This window comes from Mesorhizobium sp. M0047 (genome assembly GCF_040323315.1).
Taxonomy (GTDB): domain Bacteria; phylum Pseudomonadota; class Alphaproteobacteria; order Rhizobiales; family Rhizobiaceae; genus Mesorhizobium.
Map to the genome: position 1 here is coordinate 47,017 of NZ_JAMYUW010000001.1, position 16,366 is coordinate 63,382.

Sequence of the window (16,366 nt, forward strand, 5' to 3'; positions counted from 1 at the left end):
TGCTTCCTCATCGCCCTCGAATCCTCCTATACTGATGCCATGCCCATCCGCCAGCTTTCCGAAACGATGATCAACCAGATCGCCGCCGGCGAAGTCATCGAGCGTCCGGCAAGCGTGGTCAAGGAACTGGTCGAGAATGCGCTCGATGCCGGTGCCGGGAGGGTCGAGATCGTCACGGCCGGCGGCGGGCTGAACCTGGTCCGCGTCACCGACGACGGCTCCGGCATTCCAGAACCGGAGCTGGCGCTGGCGATTGCCCGCCACTGCACCTCCAAGCTCACCGAGGATATCAACGATATCCGATCACTCGGCTTCCGCGGCGAAGCGCTGCCGTCGATCGGCTCGGTGTCGCGGCTGTCGATCCGTTCGCGCACGGCCGCCGGCGACAGTGCCGCCGAGATCGGCATCGAGGGTGGCCGCGTCTTGCCCGTCCGACCGGCGGCGGCCAATCGTGGCACCACGGTGGAGGTGCGCGACCTGTTCTTCGCAACGCCGGCCCGACTGAAATTCATGAAAGGCGAGCGTGCCGAAAGCTCGGCGACCAGCGACGTGGTTAAGCGCATAGCCATCGCCTTCCCCGCTGTGCGCTTCACGCTGGCCGGTTCCGACCGCTCGACGCTGGAACTCCCGGCGACGGACGACAGCGCGGAAGGCAGCCTGCGTCGCATCGCCCAGGTGATGGGTGCCGACTTTCCTGACAATTCGATTGCCCTCAATGCGATGCGCGAAGGCGTGCATTTGACCGGTCACGTGTCGATCCCGTCCTTCACCCGCGCCAACGCGCTGCAACAATATGCCTATGTCAACGGCCGCCCGGTGCGCGACAAGCTGATCGCCGGCGCCATTCGTGGTGCCTTCGCCGACGTCCTGCCGCGCGACCGCCATGCGGTGACGGTGCTGTTCCTGACGCTCGATCCGGCCATCGTCGACGTCAATGTCCATCCGGCGAAGGCCGATGTGCGCTTCCGCGACCCTGGCCTGGTGCGTGGGCTTATCGTCGGAGCAATCCGGCAAGCACTCGCCGATTCCGGCATTCGTGCCGCGACCACGGGCGCTGCCGGTATGATGGCGGCCTTCCGACCCGGTGCCGCATCCTACGGTGGCCCGGCGAACGGCCACCGCAGCTACGACGCGGCCTACCGCGCGTCAGGCATGTCCAGCTTCGATGCGGCCCGTTCGCCGCAGCGGCCACTCGACATGGGTTTCGAAGGGGCTGGCTTCGGGCATCGCGGTTTGGGCGAAAACGAGCAGGCCGCGTTCGATGCCGGTCCGCTTGCCAGCGCCGATGCGCGCGCCGGGCAGGACGAAGCCGCCGAGACTTTGCTTGGCGCAGTGCTGGGTGCGGCGCGCGCCCAGGTGCATGAGAACTACATCGTCGCGCAGACCAGGGATTCGCTCGTCATCGTCGACCAGCATGCCGCACATGAGCGGCTGGTCTACGAAGCGCTGAAAAATGCGCTGCAGTCGCGCCCAGTGCCCTCGCAGATGCTGCTTCTGCCTGAGATCATCGATCTGCCGGAAGAGGATGCCGAACGGCTGGCGATGCATTCGGAGACGCTGGCCCGCTTCGGGCTCGGCATCGAGCGCTTCGGCCCGGGCGCCGTCGCAGTGCGCGAGACGCCGTCGATGCTCGGTGAAACCAATGTCCAGCAATTGGTGCGCGATCTTGCCGACGAGATCGCCGACAACGACACGGTCGAGACGCTGAAGGAGCGGCTGGACAAGATCGCGGCGACCATGGCCTGCCACGGCTCGGTCCGCTCCGGCCGCCTGCTCAAGGCCGAGGAGATGAACGCGCTGCTGCGCCAGATGGAGGCGACGCCGGGTTCCGGCACCTGCAACCACGGGCGACCGACCTATATCGAACTCAAGCTTGCGGATATCGAAAGGCTGTTCGGCAGGCGTTAGTTCAGTTCTGGGAAAGACGATGCAGGAGGAGCGTTTGGTCGGCGAAAGAGCAGACCGTAGGTGCCGGTGTTCACCAGCAATGCCGGACAACCGACCGCCGCGCTCGCGCCTCGGCGAATGCGGCGCCGAGACCGAACTTGATCGCCGCCCAGGTCAGCCCCCACATCAGCGACATCTCCGCGAAGTGAGGTTGCGAATGACCACGTGGCCGTCAGCGCAGTCCCTGCCTATCGACGAGTATCCTATGGACATCGATCCGCTTGGGCAATTCGATCAGGAACTCGGCATCGCGGTCCAAATGGTGGACTTTGGTCGGTTCGCCTTTGGTGAAGGCAGTCATCGCTTGCATATCGGCCCAATAGGAGATGGTCGTGAACCACGTCTCCTCGCCGCGGTCCTCGCGCAACAATTGGACGCCGAGCGCGGTCTTCTCGAGGGGTGGAATACCCTCGGCGCGAATGTATGACTCATAGGCGTCGGCAACCTCGCGGCGTGTGCGACCGCGCCAAATGCGCGCGATTGTCGGCTTAGTCGGCATGATAAACTCCTTCGCACAGACGGGCACGGGCACTGCGAACCCCAACCTTGAGCGACGATCAGGCGTGGACACGTGCCAAAAACTCGCGAATCAGTGGCAGGGCATCGTCGAAATGTGTCTCCAGCAGCCAGTGGCCCGCGCGATCGATCAAATACAGTTCCGCATCGGGCAGATCGCGATGATAGGCCCGGGCGGACGCTGCCGGCATATAGCCGTCCTCTGGCCCCCAGACGATCAGCGTCGGCGGATGATAGGCGCGCAGATAGGCTTGATATCGCAGGAACCAGGCAAGGTTGGCCTCCAGTTTCTCCATTAAATCGACGGCGACCTGTCGACGGACGGGTGTGTCCATCAATGGCCAGTGAAGTTTCCACAGATCGGGCGGCACGCGCATGGCGACGTCGTCCGCCACTTCGCCGATGAACTCGGCGCGAAACCCGTCCTCGCTCACCGCCGCCTCGAGTGGGCGGTGCTTGTCGGGCGTCTTGTCGGCCCACCAAGCTTTGATCACGGCGTATTTGGGACCGAGGACGTCCTCGTAGATATCACCGTTCTGGATGATGAGCGCGGTGACCCGATCCGGATGCGAGATCGCGTGCCGGAGTCCTATCTGCGAGCCATAATCATGCAGCCACAAGGCGTAGCGCTTGAGACCGAATGCATCAACAAGTTTGGCAAGCACGTCGGCATAGGCGTCAAAATCATAGCCGAAGGCGGTCAGATCGGGTGTGCCGCTGTACCCGAAGCCCGGCCAGTCGAATGCAATCGTCCGCCAGCGGTCGGCGAGCGCGGGCATCAATTGGCGGAATTGGTATGAGGAACAGGGATAGCCGTGCGGCAAGAGCAAGACAGGTGCTTCGGGTGGCCCTGCCTCGCGGTAGAAAATGGATAGATCATCCAGTTGCATGCGCCGGTGCGTCGTTGCACCCACCATTCGGGCCTCCGTCGAATAAACACCGGCAAAACGCGTCTAGCCGGGGTTCGTTCCGGGATTTATCGGAGCGCAAGGGACACTGGCCGATCAGGTAGACGTCGGAGGGTCGGGCTTCAGCATTTCTTTGGAGTCGGACAACTCCAGCATTCATCTCTTCAAATTCACCACGATGACGCCGCCAAGCGCCAGCGCGCCGCCCAGGATGCCGAGCAGCGTCGGCACTTCGCCCAGCCAGAAGAAGCCGATCAGAGCAGACATGGGCGAAACCAGGTAAAGGAAGTTCGAGGCGCGTGCCGCGGGCAGACGCGACAGTGCGGTCGCCCAGGCGGCATAGGCGATCAGGCTGGGGACGATGCCGAGAAAGATCACAGCGCCAAGGCCTGCGGTGTCAGCAAGCGCCGCCTGCGAAAAGGCTGACGGCAGGAAGGGCGACAGGCAGAGTGCGCCGAGCACCATGTTCGAAGCCGAAATGGTCAACGGATGATGGCGGGCAAACAGCGGCTTCTGGACGATGGTGTTGACGGCCGAGCATAAGGCCGAGCCAAGTACCAGCAGGGCACCGGCGTTGAAATGCAGTCCCTGCCCGTCTGCCGTGGCGATGATGCCAATGCCGGCGAAGGAAATCACCGTGCCGAACCAGGCCATGCCCGAGAAGCGCTCGCCAAGCAACGCCATCGCCATGATGGCGGTGAAGATCGGGCTGACATTGATGATGAAGCCAGCGGCACCTGCCGAAACGGTCAGTTCGCCGAAATTGAGCATGACGGTGTAGAGTGCGACGAAGATGGCGCCGCCGAAGACGAGGCGCCACACTTCGTCGAGCCTGGGCAGCGCCGGCCGCTTGACCGCGAGGAAGATCGCCGCCGGCACCGCGGCGATGGAAAAGCGCAGGGCGCCGAGTTCCAGCGGCCCGAAGGCGGCAAGACCGGCACGGATCGCCGGAAAGGCTGACGCCCAGCCAACCACCGTCAGCGCCACCGCAATGGCTGCCGTGGTGTCCACCCGCTGTGTCGAATTCAACGTGCCCGTGATTGCACCCATCTCACCGTCCTCGTGTTCTTCGGTCCTGAAAGGCAGAAAACGCCTTTTCGGGCCGGTTGACAAACGACCAAATCGAGGATCACCTGTGACTATGGATCACAGCTCAGACACAATGATGCCGCTCGAAACGCTGCGCGCCTTCGACGCGGCGGCGCGAACAGGGAGTTTTTCGGCGGCGGCCGAAAAGCTCAACATCACCCACGGCGCCGTCAGCAGGCAGATCGCCAAGCTCGAAGACTGGCTGGGACTGAAAGTCTTCGATCGTGGCGCGCGCGGCGTTTCGCTGACCATCGAGGGCAACCGGCTGCATCTGCGCACAGCCGAAGCTTTCGCGCTGATTTCCAGCCATTCCGACCGCTGGGTCGAACCGCGCGGCACCGCCGTGGTGCGTCTGACCTCGATCCCCTCGGTCAGCGGGCTGTGGCTGATGCCGCGCATGGCAGCGCTGGAGAACGATCCCTCCAAGCTGCGCATCGTGCTGGATGTCGATATACGTCAGACCGACCTTGCCGACGAAGGCATTGACCTCTCGATCCGCTGCGGCCGCGGCGGCATTCCAGGCCGCGTCTCGGTGCAGCTCTTCGAGGAACATGTCTTCCCCATCGCCTCGCCCGAGCTAGCCCGCGAGATCGGTCGCGGCGACCCTGCCCGGCTGCTCAAATTTCCGCTGATCAACGATTCCGATGCGTCGGCCTGGCGCGCCTGGTTCGCCGCGCAAGGCATGGACTACCGCCCGCGCCCGCAGGACCGTCGCTTCGAGGACTACAATCTGGTGCTCGACGCCGCTGCCTATGGGCTCGGCATCGCACTGGCGCGCCCGCCGCTGACCGGACATCAATTGAAGTCGGGCCGCATCGCTCCCGTCGACGAGCGCACCGCGCTCAATCCGGTGTCCTACTGGCTCGACCGGCCGATGGGACGGCCACGGGCCGCCGCGGCGGAACTGGCGCGCCGTATCGCGGTGCAGGCAGGACTGCCGCCGGAAAAGATGGAAGCCTTCATCGATGCTGAGGGTTAGCGTAGCACCAGAAGAACGAACCCGACGATCGCCGCGGCCAACAATCCGGCAGCCAACGACGTTAGCGCCACGCTCATCTGCCTGCTTTCGGGTCGTGCCACGTCGTTCGAAGCTGCCCGCCCTCGTCCTGCAACCGCATTGGCTACCGCCGCGCGGCGCAGGGCTGGAACCTCACGTGAGAGGAGCGCAAGCCACGGCAGTGCTGTGGGCCTTGCGGCGGCTGCCTCATCGACCCTTGCCGGCGGCGGCGCCAGGCCACGTCGCGTATCGTCGTCGGCCGATGTCCTCGCCGCAGTCGCTGCGGGATCGCCGGTCGTTTCGCCGTCCGGTTCCGCGAGCGCCAGATAGGCCTGCAACATCTCCGCCGATGCTGGCTGCTGGGCTCTCACCGTTGTTGCCGGCAATATCAGCATAGGCAGTGCCGGTGTCGCTGCCGGACGCACGGGCGCGCCGGATGGCGCCGGCGGCGCCACCAGTGCCTTCACGAGGGCGGCTTTTACCGGATTGGCCCTCGCCGACGGCACGGCCTGCGGCGTTATTGCTTCCCGAAGCAAGGCGGCAAGACGAGCAGAGGAAATATCCATAGCGCCCTGTCAACAGCGTTTTTCTTCCCAACATTAGGGGTTCAGCATTGTCTAAGGCTTGTCACATGCTTGACCTCGCCGGAAATTTATGGCGATGAAATCCCCATGAACCTCGGCGTCCCTGCATGATGAACCGTTTCGAAGGCCCCGGCGGCAGCAAGGAAGCCCGCATCCGCTATCTCGATGGCGATTTCCAGGTTACCAGCCCCGGCGCATTTGTGCGCTGCGCGGTGACCGGCGAAAGCATTCCGCTCGATGAGTTGAAATACTGGAGCGTCGCCAGGCAAGAGCCCTATGTCAGCGCAACTGCATCCCTGCGCCGCGAAATCGAGGTGCATCCGGAGCTGCGTAAGCGCGGTTAGCCCCTCATTTTACGCTGGCGCCAGGCATCGAGCGTCTCGTCGATGATGCGCGCGGGCACGTGATCGAGTTCGAAAACAGTGTCGATCTCCAGCACTTCGAGCCGGTCGAGAAAGTCCTGTGAGGCGCCGTACCGCAGCCGGGCGGCGTCTTTGGCGGTGGTGATGAGGCCAAGCCCCTCGTTGCGTGCGGTCGCCGCCAGTTCGGCAAGTTCATCCTCGCCATAGAAATGATGGTCCGGAAACGGCCGAGTCAACGCCAGCTCGCCGCCGGCATTGCGCACCGTGTCGAAGAATTTCTCGGGGTGGCCGATGCCGGCGAAGGCCAGGAGCCGCTTTCCGGCAAGCCCTGCCTTGCCGGTTGGTTCGGTATGGGCTTCGAAGATCGCCCGGCCGGCGCGCGCCGCCTGGCGTACCACGGCGTCAGCGGCGGTGCCCTCGCCCATCTTCAACAGCCCGCTGGTGAAGACCAGTTGGTCGACGATTTTGGCCCGGAGCGGACCGCCCGGAATGACACGGCCATTGCCAATCCCGTAGCGCGCGTCGACGACGACCAGCGCGTAGTCGATATGGATGCGCGCGCTCTGGAAGCCATCGTCCATGATCAAGAAATCGCAGCCATGCTTTTCCAGCAGCAGCCGGGCGCCGGCGGCGCGGTTCGGCGTCACCGCCACCGGCGCGTGTTCGGCCAAGAGGAGCGGCTCGTCGCCGACATGCTTGGCGCTGTCGTGATCGATATCGACGACATGCGGCTCGGCGAAGGAGCCGCCATGGCCACGCGACAGGAAGCCGGGTTTCAGACGCATGCGTTTGGCCTGTTGGGCGAGCGCTATGGCCACCGGTGTCTTGCCGGTGCCGCCAACGGTGAAATTGCCGACGCACAGAACCGGTGCCTCGATTTTCTCCCGCTTGGCCCGCCGCATGCCGCGGCCGGCGGCAAGCGCATAGATGGCCGACAGCGGCGACAGTGCCAGGACCCGCCAGTCCGGCTCTTCCCACCAGAAAGGTGGTGCTTCGGAAGCCACGTTAGCGCCCGTTAGCGCCCTTCAGGCGCGATTTGACGACCAGCGGCTGGATGTAAGGCTCAAGCGATTTCAGCGTGCGCGCCAGCGCACCGCGCATCTCGTCGACGGTCGCAACCCCCGCCGCCATCATCTCGTGGCGCGCCACTTCGTTGGTCAGGAGGAAATTGACGGCGCCGGCCAGCATGTCGCGATCGCGCACCAGCTTGGCGCCGCCGCTGTCGAGCAGACGCTGGTAGGCCTCGCGAAAATTCTGCACATTGCGGCCGGCGAGAACCGCGGTGTCGAGCATGGCCGGCTCCAGCGGATTCTGGCCACCCTCCGAGGTCAGCGAGCGGCCGACGAAGGCGATTTCCGTCAGCCTGAGATAAAGCCCCATCTCGCCGATCGTATCGCCGAGCAATATGTCGGTGTCGGCAGTGATCCTGTCGCCCTTGCTGCGCCGCGCGACCTTAAGGCCCATGCCGGAAATCTGCGTGGCAAGCGCCTCGGCGCGGGCGGGATGACGTGGGACGACGATCGTCAGAAGGCCAGGGTGACGCCTGTGCAGTGTCGCGTGGACTTCCGCCGCGACCACCTCCTCGCCGTCATGGGTCGAGATCGCCGCCCAGGTCGGTCGCGCGCCGATCTGCCGCCGCAGCGTCGCCAGCACCCGTTCGTCGACCGGCGGCGGCGAAGTATCGACCTTGAGGTTGCCCGACACGGTGACCGGCCTGGCGCCGAGCGCGAGGAAGCGCTCGCCATCGACATCCGACTGCGCCACCACATGAGCCAGATTCTCGAACAACGCCTCGGCGATGTTGGCCCGTTTCTTCCACGACCTGAACGAACGGTCGGACAGCCTGCCATTGACCAGCACCTGCGGCACGCGGCGCGCGCCAAGCTCGAGGATGGTCATCGGCCAGATCTCGGATTCGGCGATGATCGCCAGATCCGGCTGCCAGTGATCGAGGAACCGGCTGACCGCCGGCTTGAGGTCGAGCGGCACATATTGGTGGATGATGCGGTCACCGAGCCGCTCGTCGGCGACCTGCGCCGAAGTGACCGTGCCGGTCGTCAGCACGATGTTGACGCCGTAGTCGAGAATGCTTTCGACCAGCGGCACGACGGCTATTGTCTCACCCACGCTTGCAGCATGGATCCAGATCACCGGACCCTGGGGCCGCGGGCGGCCGGCGACGCCATAGCGCTCGCGGCGGCGATAGCGGTCTTCCTTGCCGCGCGAGGTGCGCCAGGCGACATAGGGCCCGACCAGCGGATAAGCGGCCGCACCCGCGAAGCGGTATGCCGACAGCATGGCTCGCGCCCAGCGACCGCTCATCGCGTGGCGTCCACAAGACGGTAGGCCTCAGCGGTCGCGGCATTGAGCGCGACTGTCACTTCCTGGCGCTTGCGCTCCATTTCGGCGTCATCGGCACCAGCCGCCACGTAGATCGGTGGGCCAATGACGATCGACGAGCGGCCGAACGGCAGGTTGATGGTGGTCCTGTCCCAGCTCTTCTCCAGCACCTTGCGGCGGCTGGTGGTGATGGCGACTGGCACAAGCGGCCGGCCCGAGAGGCGCGCCAGGAGAACGATGCCAAGTCCTGCGTCGCGCGGTGTACCGTGCGGAATGTCTGCGATCATGGCGACGTTCTTGCCGGTGGCGAGCGACTTTTTCAGGGCGATAAGGGCTCTTGCCCCGCCCTTATCGAGATGCCTGGCATTTTCACGCCCACCGGAACCGCGCACCGCCTCGATGCCGAATTTCTCCAGCATCAACGCGTTGAGCTCGGCATCGGCGCTGCGCGAAACCATGGCGACCAATGGCTTGCGCTTGGGGTAATACGCTGGCGTCAACAGGTGCTGGCCGTGCCACAGGGCGATGATGCCGGGCTCGAACTCGGTATAGTCACCGCCCGAAAACCGCGCCGACCCTTCGACGACGCGATTGGTGAGGCGTACGAACCGGACGAACTGGGCGAACAGGCTGGCGATGGCGTTCTTGACGAACCGCGATTCCGCCAGTGGTTGGCGAATCTTGCGCCAGAAGGCCTTGGTCGTGCGGCTGCGTCCCCTGCCCGTGGGCGAGGCCTCTCTCGCTGGCCCTTTCGCCAGATCATGCTCCATCGAAGTCAACCGGCAGCCTTGTTGTCGGGGTCCAGCAGCCGATGCAGGTGAACGACGAAATAACGCATGTGGGCATTGTCCACGCTGGCTTGCGCCTTGGCTTTCCACGCCGTGTGCGCGGATTGATAGTCCGGATAGATGCCGACGATGTCGAGCCCGTCGAGATCGCGGAATTCGGTGCCGCCAAGCTTCTTCAGTTCGCCACCGAACACCAGATGCAAAAGCTGTTTCTTTCCGTCTTCCGCGGCCATGTCGGTCCTTCACATATCGTGAGTTTGTGACAGGTCTAGACCAAAGCCGCCGACTTTGGAACCTTAGAGCCTGATGAATTCATCTCGTTCAGGAAAGCGCTTTCACGCATCCAGCCCGGCGATGACGCCGGCGAGCACGGCCAGCAGTTCGCCACTGCCGGCGGCGAGCGCGCCGTGACGGGTCACCTCGCCGGCATAGAGCGGGGCGCGGCCATGCTGGTCGAGCAACTGGCCGCCGGCCTCGCGCAGGATGAGATCGGCGGCCGCAATGTCCCAGTCATGCGCGTTCGGCTTGACGAAAGTGGCATCCAGCGCGCCATTGGCGATCATGGCCAGCCGATAGGCAAGCGAAGGACTGTAGGGCGCGCGCTTCATCCGCGCCTGCCATTCGGCAGGCATCAGGTCGGTCAACTGCTTGAGCCCGGAAATCTCGGCCGTATCCGCCAGCTTGCGCACCGCAATCCGCTTGCCGTTGCGGAAGGCGCCCTGACCGGGCAGCGCCCAATAGGTCTCCTCCATCGCCGGACATTCCAGTACGCCGGCCAACGAGCGGCCATGCTCGACGACGGCAACGCTGACGCACCAGGTGCGCTGGCCCTCCAGGAACCCGCGCGTGCCGTCGATCGGATCAACGACGAAGGTGCGGCGTGCCGAAAGCCGAACCGGATCGTCGACTGTTTCTTCAGACAGCCAGCCATAATCCGGCCGCGCCGCCAGCAGCGTTTTGTGCAGAAAGGCGTCGGCGGCGTGATCGGCCTCGCTGACCGGCGATGTGCCGCCCTTCATCCAGACTTGTGGGCTGTTGCCGAAGTAGCGCATGGCGATGACACCAGCCTCGCGGGCGGCATCGCGCAGCAGCTCCAAATCCTCGGTGGCGCCGGCAGTGGTCAGGTCATGCTCCGGCAAGGGTCATCCCTTCGATCAGGAGCGTTGGGGCGGCGGTGCCGAAATTGCGGTCAAGATCGCTTGCCGGCACCATGTTGAGGAACATGGTCTTCAGGTTCGAGGCGATGGTGACCTCGGCGACCGGATAGGCCAGTTCACCATTCTCGATCCAGAAGCCCGAGGCGCCACGGCTGTATTCGCCGGTGACCATGTCGACGCCCTGGCCAAACACCTCGGTGATATAGAACCCGGTCTTGAGCGATTTGATCAGCTCTTCCGGCGAGCGCTCGCCGGGCTCAATGGCGAGATTGGTGGAGGATGGCGAGACGGAAGAGCCGCTGCGCGCGCCGCGCCCGTTGGTGACGAGGCCAAGCTCGCGCGCGGCCGATGTCGACAGGAACCAGTGATTGAGCACCCCCTTCTCGACCATCAAGAGCTTTTTCCCCTCGACGCCTTCGCCGTCGAATGGACGCGAGGCCTGGCCACGCCGCCTGAGCGGCTCGTCGGTGACGGTGATGGCGGATGCGGCCACCTGCTTGCCCATCATGTCGCGCAGGAACGAGGTCTTGCGCGCGACCGAGGCGCCGTTGATGGCGCCGCCAAGATGGCCGGCGATGCCGCGCGCGACGCGCGGATCGAACACCACGTCGACCGGCCCGGTCGCCGCCTTGCGCGCCCCGACCCGACGCACCGCGCGTTCGCCGGCCTTGCGGCCGATATCCTCGGGTGTATCCAGATCGGCAAAGTGCTGGCGCGAAGAGAATTCGTAGTCGCGCTCCATGCCGGTGCCCTCGCCGGCAATGACGCTGGCCGAGCGCGAAAAACGCGAGCCGACATAGTGGCCGAGGAAGCCGTGCGAGGTGGCCAGAACCAGCCCGCCCAGGCCCGCACTGGCGCTGGCGCCGGCCGAATTGGTCACGCCCTTGACGGCAAGGGCTGCCGCTTCCGTCGCAAGGGCTGCTTCCTTCAACTGGTCGGCCGACACTTCGGTGGCATCGAACAGGTCGAGATCGCGCGTCTGTTTGGCGAGCAATGCCGGGTCGGCGAGCCCCTGGTAAGGATCCTGCGGCGACACTTTCGCCATCGCGACGGCACGCTCGGCGAGCATCTTCGGATCCGAGGCCGCCGTCGCCGAGACACTCGCCACCCGGCCGCCGACAAAGACGCGCAGCGCGACATCCTCGCTCTCGGACGATTCGGTGCCCTCGACCTTACCGAGACGCACCGACACACCGGTCGAGCGGCCTCGCACTGCCACCGCGTCGGCGGCATCGGCGCCGGCCTTTTTGGCAGCCTCGACCAGAGCCGCGACGCGGTCGGTCAATTTTGCTGCGTCTGATATATCGGTCATGCCTGAAATCCTGCTGGTGCGGCCGACGTCCGGTCGTTGCCCACCCATCTATTGTTCCGGTCCAGCTTGTGCAATGGCATAGGCTTCAATCAAAATGCAGGGTTGAGGGTTCAAACCGCGAACCCCGCGACGCATAACCAGTCGGCAGCCCTGTTCGGAGCATTTTCGATGACGCCTTTCCATCTAGCCTTCCCGGTCCGTGATCTCGATGAAACCCGCGTTTTCTATGGCGAGGTGCTGGGCTGCGCGATCGGCCGCTCGTCGGCGACCTGGGTGGACTTCGACCTGTTCGGCCACCAGATGTCGGCGCATCTGCGGCCGCAGGCAGCACAAGCCCCCAGTGACGGCAAGGTCGACGGCATCACCGTGCCTATCCCGCATTTCGGCGCTGTGCTGCTGATGGAAGACTGGCAGCGCCTGGCGACGCGGCTGGAGGCGCGCGACGACATCGACTGGCTGGAACGGCCGATGGTCCGCTTCAAGGGCGAACCCGGCGAACAGGCGACGCTGTTCATCCGCGACCCCTCGGGCAATGCGCTGGAATTCAAGGGCTTCCGCTCGTTGGAGCAGGTTTTCGCGCATTGAACGGGTCAGGAACGGCTACCGAGTGATTCAGGGCGCCGCGACCGGCGTCCAGATGACGTCCTCGATCTTCTGTGCGCCGGTCGCCAGCATCGCCAGCCGGTCGAAGCCGAGCGCGATCCCGCTGGCCTGCGGCATGATGGCTAGGGCGGCGAGGAAATCCTCGTCCAGCGGATAGCGCTCACCGTAGATGCGCTGTTTCTCATCCATCTCGATGACAAAGCGCCGGCGCTGCTCCTCGGCATCGGTCAGTTCGCCAAAGCCGTTGGCGAGTTCGACGCCGCAGCAATAGAGCTCGAAGCGCTGGGCAACGCGCGGGTCGATCGGGCTCGGCCGCGCCAGCGCCGCCTCGGCGACAGGATATTCGCACAGGATGGTCGCCCGCCCCTGCCCGAGGAACGGTTCCACCTTCTCCACCATCACCCGGCTGAACAGGTCGGCCCAGCTGTCGTCGGGTGCGGTGCGCAGGCCGGCCCGGGTCAAGGCGGCGTACAGCGCGTCGCGGTCGGTGCCGCCGTCGGCGGCGACCGTAGCCAGCAAATCGATGCCGGAATAGTGGGTGAAGGCATCCGCAACCGTTAGCCGTTCCGGCTCGGCGAACGGATCACAGTCTCGGCCGCGGAAGGAAAAGCGCGTCGCCCCTGCCCTTGTCGCGGCCAGCGCCAGAAAGGCGGCGCAATCCCGCATCAGGCTCTCATAGCCTTCGCCGACCCGGTACCATTCGAGCATGGTGAATTCGGGATGGTGCAAGGGGCCGCGCTCGCGGTTGCGGTAGACCGGACCGAAGCTGAAGATGCGCTGCTCGCCGGCGGCAAGCAGCTTCTTGCAGGCGAATTCCGGCGAGGTGTGGAGATAGAGCGGCGACCGCGCGTCGTCCGGCCCTATCGCTTCCGTGGCGAAGGCCGCCAGATGCGCCTCGTTGCCGGGCGAGACCTGCAGGGCCGCCGTTTCCACCTCGACGAAATCATGGGCGGCGAACCAGTCGCGCAGGCTGGCGGCGATGGCATTGCGCAGCATCAGCCGCGGGCGGCGGTCGGCATGGACATGCGGCGTCCACCAGGGTGAAGCTTCGGTCATGGGGCCCAGATCATGGTGGAGGGGGGCTGGCGGCGGCGGCCAAGATGCGGTAGGCCCCCATCCAGCGCCGCACAAGCCGGCAAACGCCAATCAACTATCGCAGGATTTAAAACCGTGGTGAAAGTCATCGCCAGTTCGCTCCGCAAAGGCAATGTCGTCGAAAAGGACGGCAAGCTTTATGTGATCCTCTTTGCCGAAAACATCCATCCAGGCAAGGGCACGCCAGTGACGCAGCTCGACATGCGCCGCATAGGCGACGGAGTGAAGGTTTCGGAGCGCTACCGCACCACCGAACAGGTGGAGCGCGCCTATGTCGAAGAGCGCGAGCACACCTTCCTCTATCGCGACGGCGAAGGCTTTCACTTCATGAACCCGGAAACCTACGACCAGGTAGCGGTGTCGGAAGGCGTGGTCGGCGACATGGCGCCTTACCTTCTGGAAGGCATGGCCGTGCAGTTGTCACAGTTCAACGGCATTGCCATTTCATTGGTGCTGCCGCAGCGCGCTACCTTCGAAGTGGTCGAAACCGAGCCGACGACCAAGGGACAGACGGCCTCCTCATCCTACAAGCCGGCCGTGCTGTCCAACGGCGTGCGCACGCTGGTGCCCCCGCACATCGCGCCGGGCACCCGCGTGGTGGTGATGACGGCCGATGGGGCTTATGTGGAGCGGGCCAAGGACTGAGGGGCTGCTGTCACGTGGGATGGCTGCCTCGCAGCCGCCGCCCTCCGATAGCTCATGGGCGGCTTGAGGCGGCGATCGCGGGATAGTCGGTATAGCCAGCGGAGCCGCCGCCATAGAGCGTCGCCGAGTTGAATTCCGTCAGCGGCGTGCGCGTCTTCAGCCGTTCCACAAGGTCAGGATTGGCGATGAACGGGCGCCCGAAGGCGAACAGGTCCGCCTTGCCCTCGGCGAGCCGCGACGCCGCGAGTTCGAGGTCATAGCCGTTATTGGCGACATAGGTATTGTTGAAGCGCCGGCGGAGCGATCCGAAGTCGAACGGCGCGACATCGCGCGATCCGCCCGTGGCGCCCTCGACGACATGGATATAGACGATGCCCAAAGCGTCGAGTTGATCGACGATATAGTCGAACTGCGCCTGGGGGGCGCTGCTCGAGACGCCGTTGGCGGGCGAGACGGGCGAAATCCGGATGCCGGTGCGCTCTGCGCCGATCTCCTCGACCACCGCAGTCGCAACCTCCAGCATCAGCCGGGCGCGGTTCTCGACCGATCCGCCATAAGCATCTGTGCGGACATTGGCACCGTCCTTGGCGAACTGGTCCAGCAGATAGCCGTTGGCGCCATGAATCTCGACGCCATCGAAACCGGCCTCAATGGCGTTCGCGGCTGCTTGCCGGAAATCGTTGACGATCCCCGCAAGCTCGTCGAGCCCCAGTGCGCGGGGCTCCGAAACCTCGACAAAGCTGTTGTTCACGAACGTCTTGGTCGCGGCCCGGATTGCTGAGGGCGCCACGGGCGCGGCGCCGTTCTCCTGCAGATCGACGTGCGAGACGCGGCCGACGTGCCAGAGCTGCAGGAAGATACGCCCGCCCTTGGCGTGCACGGCTGTCGTGACCTTGCGCCAGCCGTCGATCTGAGCCTGGGAGTAGATGCCGGGCGTGTCTTGGTAACCTTGTCCCTGCCGCGAGATCTGCGTGGCCTCGGAGATCAGCAGGCCGGCGGAGGCCCGCTGGCCGTAATACTCGGCGACAAGATCGCCCGGAACGAAGCCCGGGCCAGCGCGATTGCGTGTGAGGGGCGCCATGACGATACGATTGGAGAGCGTCAGCGAGCCGAGAGAATAAGGCTCAAAAAGTGCTTTGTTGGTCATAGGTCACCTTGTTTGTCCCCGCCGCGACGAGGTCGTTATCAAATGGATTCATTGGTGCTCAGGCGACCTTGCGGTACCGCTCGGCGGGATGTTCGTTCCGATAGTTCGGAAGCATGGCCTGGCGCGCGGCCTGAAGCGCGTCCCACTGACCGGCATCGGGGAGTGGCGGGATGGTCACCGGTTCGCGGCGGTCGAAGCCGACCAGCGCCGCGTTAACCAGATCGTCCACCTCCATGACGTTGGAGAGCGAGTTGATGTCGGCGCCGACGTGGCCCCAGATCTCGGTTCGCGTCGTGGCGGGTAGCACGGCTTGGACGTAGACGCCCTTCGGCTCAAGCTCGAGGCTGAGCCCCTGCGACAGGAACAGCACGAAGGCTTTGGTTGCGCCGTAGACCGTCATGCCGAACTCCGGCGCCAACCCGACCACGGAACCGATGTTGACGATCGCCCCTGCACCTGCCTTCGCAAGTCGTGGGGCGATGGCGCTGGCAAGTCGCAGAAGCGCGGTCGTGTTGAGCGCAACGAGCCGGGCGACGTCATTGGTGCTCTGCTCGATGAAGCTTCCGCCGATGGCTGTTCCGGCATTGTTGACGAGAATCCCGATGCGGGCGTCATCGCGCAGCCTCGTCTCTACCGTTGCAAGCTCGGCAGGCTGCGTAAGATCAGCCTGGATGATGTCGATCGCAACGCCAGTTTCCTGACGGAGCCGGGCTCCCAGTGCCTCCATTCGTGCCACGTCACGGGCAACCAGCACGAGGTCGTGTCCGCGGCGGGCGAACCGTTCGGCATAGGAAGCGCCGATGCCCGTGGAGGCGCCGGTGATGAGGACTGATGGAATGGTGGTCATGGCATTGCTCTTTTCTCTGATGGAACCTA

Annotated in this window: 18 protein-coding genes; 5 read left to right on the forward strand and 13 right to left on the reverse strand. The window is 64.8% G+C overall.

The features are described from left to right. Positions 1-39: 39 nt before the first annotated feature. Positions 40-1,908 (forward strand): DNA mismatch repair endonuclease MutL, encoded by a 1,869-nt coding sequence (mutL, locus tag NKJ89_RS00190; RefSeq protein WP_352598884.1) that lies wholly within the window; start codon positions 40-42, stop codon positions 1,906-1,908. A 211-nt stretch (positions 1,909-2,119) separates the two neighbouring features. Here the strand turns inward: mutL and NKJ89_RS00195 are convergent, their stop codons facing one another. The 3 genes from NKJ89_RS00195 to NKJ89_RS00205 all read right to left on the reverse strand — a co-directional run bounded on the left by NKJ89_RS00195 (position 2,120) and on the right by NKJ89_RS00205 (position 4,421). Then, a complete protein-coding gene (locus NKJ89_RS00195) occupies positions 2,120-2,446 on the reverse strand; it encodes an antibiotic biosynthesis monooxygenase family protein (RefSeq protein ID WP_023762123.1) in 327 nt (108 codons plus the stop codon). A gap of 58 nt (positions 2,447-2,504) precedes the next feature. Next, positions 2,505-3,380, reverse strand: coding sequence for an alpha/beta fold hydrolase (locus NKJ89_RS00200; protein WP_352598886.1), 876 nt, complete (start codon positions 3,378-3,380; stop codon positions 2,505-2,507). 147 nt (positions 3,381-3,527) lie between these two features. Continuing rightward, a complete protein-coding gene (locus NKJ89_RS00205) occupies positions 3,528-4,421 on the reverse strand; it encodes a DMT family transporter (RefSeq protein ID WP_352598888.1) in 894 nt (297 codons plus the stop codon). 91 nt (positions 4,422-4,512) lie between these two features. Here NKJ89_RS00205 and NKJ89_RS00210 point away from each other — a divergent pair, with 91 nt between their 5' ends. Beyond that, the gene (locus tag NKJ89_RS00210; RefSeq protein ID WP_352598890.1) at positions 4,513-5,439 is read left to right on the forward strand and encodes a LysR family transcriptional regulator; all 927 of its coding nucleotides are present in this window, start codon (positions 4,513-4,515) and stop codon (positions 5,437-5,439) included. Here the strand turns inward: NKJ89_RS00210 and NKJ89_RS00215 are convergent. Beyond that, positions 5,436-6,023 (reverse strand): hypothetical protein, encoded by a 588-nt coding sequence (locus NKJ89_RS00215; protein ID WP_352598892.1) that lies wholly within the window; start codon positions 6,021-6,023, stop codon positions 5,436-5,438. The genes NKJ89_RS00210 and NKJ89_RS00215 overlap by 4 nt on opposite strands. A 125-nt stretch (positions 6,024-6,148) precedes the next feature. On the opposite strand from NKJ89_RS00215, the gene NKJ89_RS00220 reads away from it, so the two are divergent. Next, positions 6,149-6,385: a DUF2093 domain-containing protein gene (locus NKJ89_RS00220; protein ID WP_031261032.1), complete on the forward strand. Its 237-nt coding sequence runs from the start codon at positions 6,149-6,151 to the stop codon at positions 6,383-6,385. On the opposite strand, the gene lpxK is transcribed toward NKJ89_RS00220, so the two are convergent. The 6 genes from lpxK to NKJ89_RS00250 form a co-directional block, all read right to left on the reverse strand. Continuing rightward, positions 6,382-7,407, reverse strand: coding sequence for a tetraacyldisaccharide 4'-kinase (gene lpxK, locus NKJ89_RS00225; protein WP_352598894.1), 1,026 nt, complete (start codon positions 7,405-7,407; stop codon positions 6,382-6,384). The genes NKJ89_RS00220 and lpxK overlap by 4 nt on opposite strands. 1 nt (position 7,408) lies before the next feature. Next, the gene (gene waaA / locus NKJ89_RS00230) at positions 7,409-8,725 is read right to left on the reverse strand and encodes a lipid IV(A) 3-deoxy-D-manno-octulosonic acid transferase (protein WP_352598896.1); all 1,317 of its coding nucleotides are present in this window, start codon (positions 8,723-8,725) and stop codon (positions 7,409-7,411) included. Continuing rightward, positions 8,722-9,513, reverse strand: a complete 792-nt coding sequence (locus tag NKJ89_RS00235; RefSeq protein WP_352598898.1) for a lysophospholipid acyltransferase family protein — start codon at positions 9,511-9,513, stop codon at positions 8,722-8,724. Before NKJ89_RS00235 ends, waaA begins: the two co-directional genes overlap by 4 nt. Positions 9,514-9,518: 5 nt before the next feature. Continuing rightward, complete coding sequence (locus NKJ89_RS00240) at positions 9,519-9,764, reverse strand: DUF4170 domain-containing protein (RefSeq protein ID WP_013532345.1); 246 nt, start codon at positions 9,762-9,764, stop codon at positions 9,519-9,521. A 102-nt stretch (positions 9,765-9,866) separates the two neighbouring features. Further along, positions 9,867-10,670, reverse strand: a complete 804-nt coding sequence (locus tag NKJ89_RS00245) for a 3'(2'),5'-bisphosphate nucleotidase CysQ (RefSeq protein WP_352598900.1) — start codon at positions 10,668-10,670, stop codon at positions 9,867-9,869. Next, positions 10,657-12,000 carry a TldD/PmbA family protein gene (locus NKJ89_RS00250; protein WP_352598902.1) on the reverse strand — a complete coding sequence of 448 codons (1,344 nt, stop codon included), beginning with the start codon at positions 11,998-12,000 and terminating at the stop codon, positions 10,657-10,659. The genes NKJ89_RS00245 and NKJ89_RS00250 overlap by 14 nt, the downstream gene beginning before the upstream one ends. 168 nt (positions 12,001-12,168) lie before the next feature. On the opposite strand from NKJ89_RS00250, the gene NKJ89_RS00255 reads away from it, so the two are divergent. Beyond that, entirely contained in the window at positions 12,169-12,585 is a 417-nt protein-coding gene (locus NKJ89_RS00255; RefSeq protein ID WP_352598904.1) for a VOC family protein, read from the forward strand. 27 nt (positions 12,586-12,612) lie between these two features. On the opposite strand, the gene epmA is transcribed toward NKJ89_RS00255, so the two are convergent. After that, complete coding sequence (epmA, locus tag NKJ89_RS00260) at positions 12,613-13,659, reverse strand: EF-P lysine aminoacylase EpmA (protein ID WP_352598906.1); 1,047 nt, start codon at positions 13,657-13,659, stop codon at positions 12,613-12,615. 114 nt (positions 13,660-13,773) lie between these two features. Between epmA and efp the strand changes: the two genes are divergently transcribed. Next, the gene (gene efp / locus NKJ89_RS00265) at positions 13,774-14,343 is read left to right on the forward strand and encodes an elongation factor P (RefSeq protein WP_352598908.1); all 570 of its coding nucleotides are present in this window, start codon (positions 13,774-13,776) and stop codon (positions 14,341-14,343) included. A gap of 52 nt (positions 14,344-14,395) precedes the next feature. Here the strand turns inward: efp and NKJ89_RS00270 are convergent, their stop codons facing one another. Together NKJ89_RS00270 and NKJ89_RS00275 are read right to left on the reverse strand one after the other, a co-directional pair. Next, positions 14,396-15,490, reverse strand: coding sequence for an alkene reductase (locus NKJ89_RS00270; protein WP_352598910.1), 1,095 nt, complete (start codon positions 15,488-15,490; stop codon positions 14,396-14,398). A gap of 58 nt (positions 15,491-15,548) precedes the next feature. After that, a complete protein-coding gene (locus NKJ89_RS00275; protein WP_352598912.1) occupies positions 15,549-16,337 on the reverse strand; it encodes an SDR family NAD(P)-dependent oxidoreductase in 789 nt (262 codons plus the stop codon). Positions 16,338-16,366 lie beyond the last annotated feature (29 nt).

Bases quoted from the DNA above. Each gene is read 5' to 3' on its own strand.
- NKJ89_RS00240 (WP_013532345.1), bottom strand. From the start codon at position 9,764: ATGGCCGCGGAAGACGGAAAGAAACAGCTTTTGCATCTGGTGTTCGGT.
- NKJ89_RS00275 (WP_352598912.1), bottom strand. From the start codon at position 16,337: ATGACCACCATTCCATCAGTCCTCATCACCGGCGCCTCCACGGGCATC.
- NKJ89_RS00210 (WP_352598890.1), top strand. From the start codon at position 4,513: ATGGATCACAGCTCAGACACAATGATGCCGCTCGAAACGCTGCGCGCC.
- NKJ89_RS00220 (WP_031261032.1), top strand. From the start codon at position 6,149: ATGATGAACCGTTTCGAAGGCCCCGGCGGCAGCAAGGAAGCCCGCATC.
- NKJ89_RS00195 (WP_023762123.1), bottom strand. From the start codon at position 2,446: ATGCCGACTAAGCCGACAATCGCGCGCATTTGGCGCGGTCGCACACGC.
- NKJ89_RS00205 (WP_352598888.1), bottom strand. From the start codon at position 4,421: ATGGGTGCAATCACGGGCACGTTGAATTCGACACAGCGGGTGGACACC.
- waaA (WP_352598896.1), bottom strand. From the start codon at position 8,725: ATGAGCGGTCGCTGGGCGCGAGCCATGCTGTCGGCATACCGCTTCGCG.
- NKJ89_RS00215 (WP_352598892.1), bottom strand. From the start codon at position 6,023: ATGGATATTTCCTCTGCTCGTCTTGCCGCCTTGCTTCGGGAAGCAATA.
- NKJ89_RS00235 (WP_352598898.1), bottom strand. From the start codon at position 9,513: ATGGAGCATGATCTGGCGAAAGGGCCAGCGAGAGAGGCCTCGCCCACG.
- NKJ89_RS00255 (WP_352598904.1), top strand. From the start codon at position 12,169: ATGACGCCTTTCCATCTAGCCTTCCCGGTCCGTGATCTCGATGAAACC.
- NKJ89_RS00270 (WP_352598910.1), bottom strand. From the start codon at position 15,490: ATGACCAACAAAGCACTTTTTGAGCCTTATTCTCTCGGCTCGCTGACG.
- epmA (WP_352598906.1), bottom strand. From the start codon at position 13,659: ATGACCGAAGCTTCACCCTGGTGGACGCCGCATGTCCATGCCGACCGC.
- mutL (WP_352598884.1), top strand. From the start codon at position 40: ATGCCCATCCGCCAGCTTTCCGAAACGATGATCAACCAGATCGCCGCC.
- NKJ89_RS00250 (WP_352598902.1), bottom strand. From the start codon at position 12,000: ATGACCGATATATCAGACGCAGCAAAATTGACCGACCGCGTCGCGGCT.
- NKJ89_RS00200 (WP_352598886.1), bottom strand. From the start codon at position 3,380: ATGGTGGGTGCAACGACGCACCGGCGCATGCAACTGGATGATCTATCC.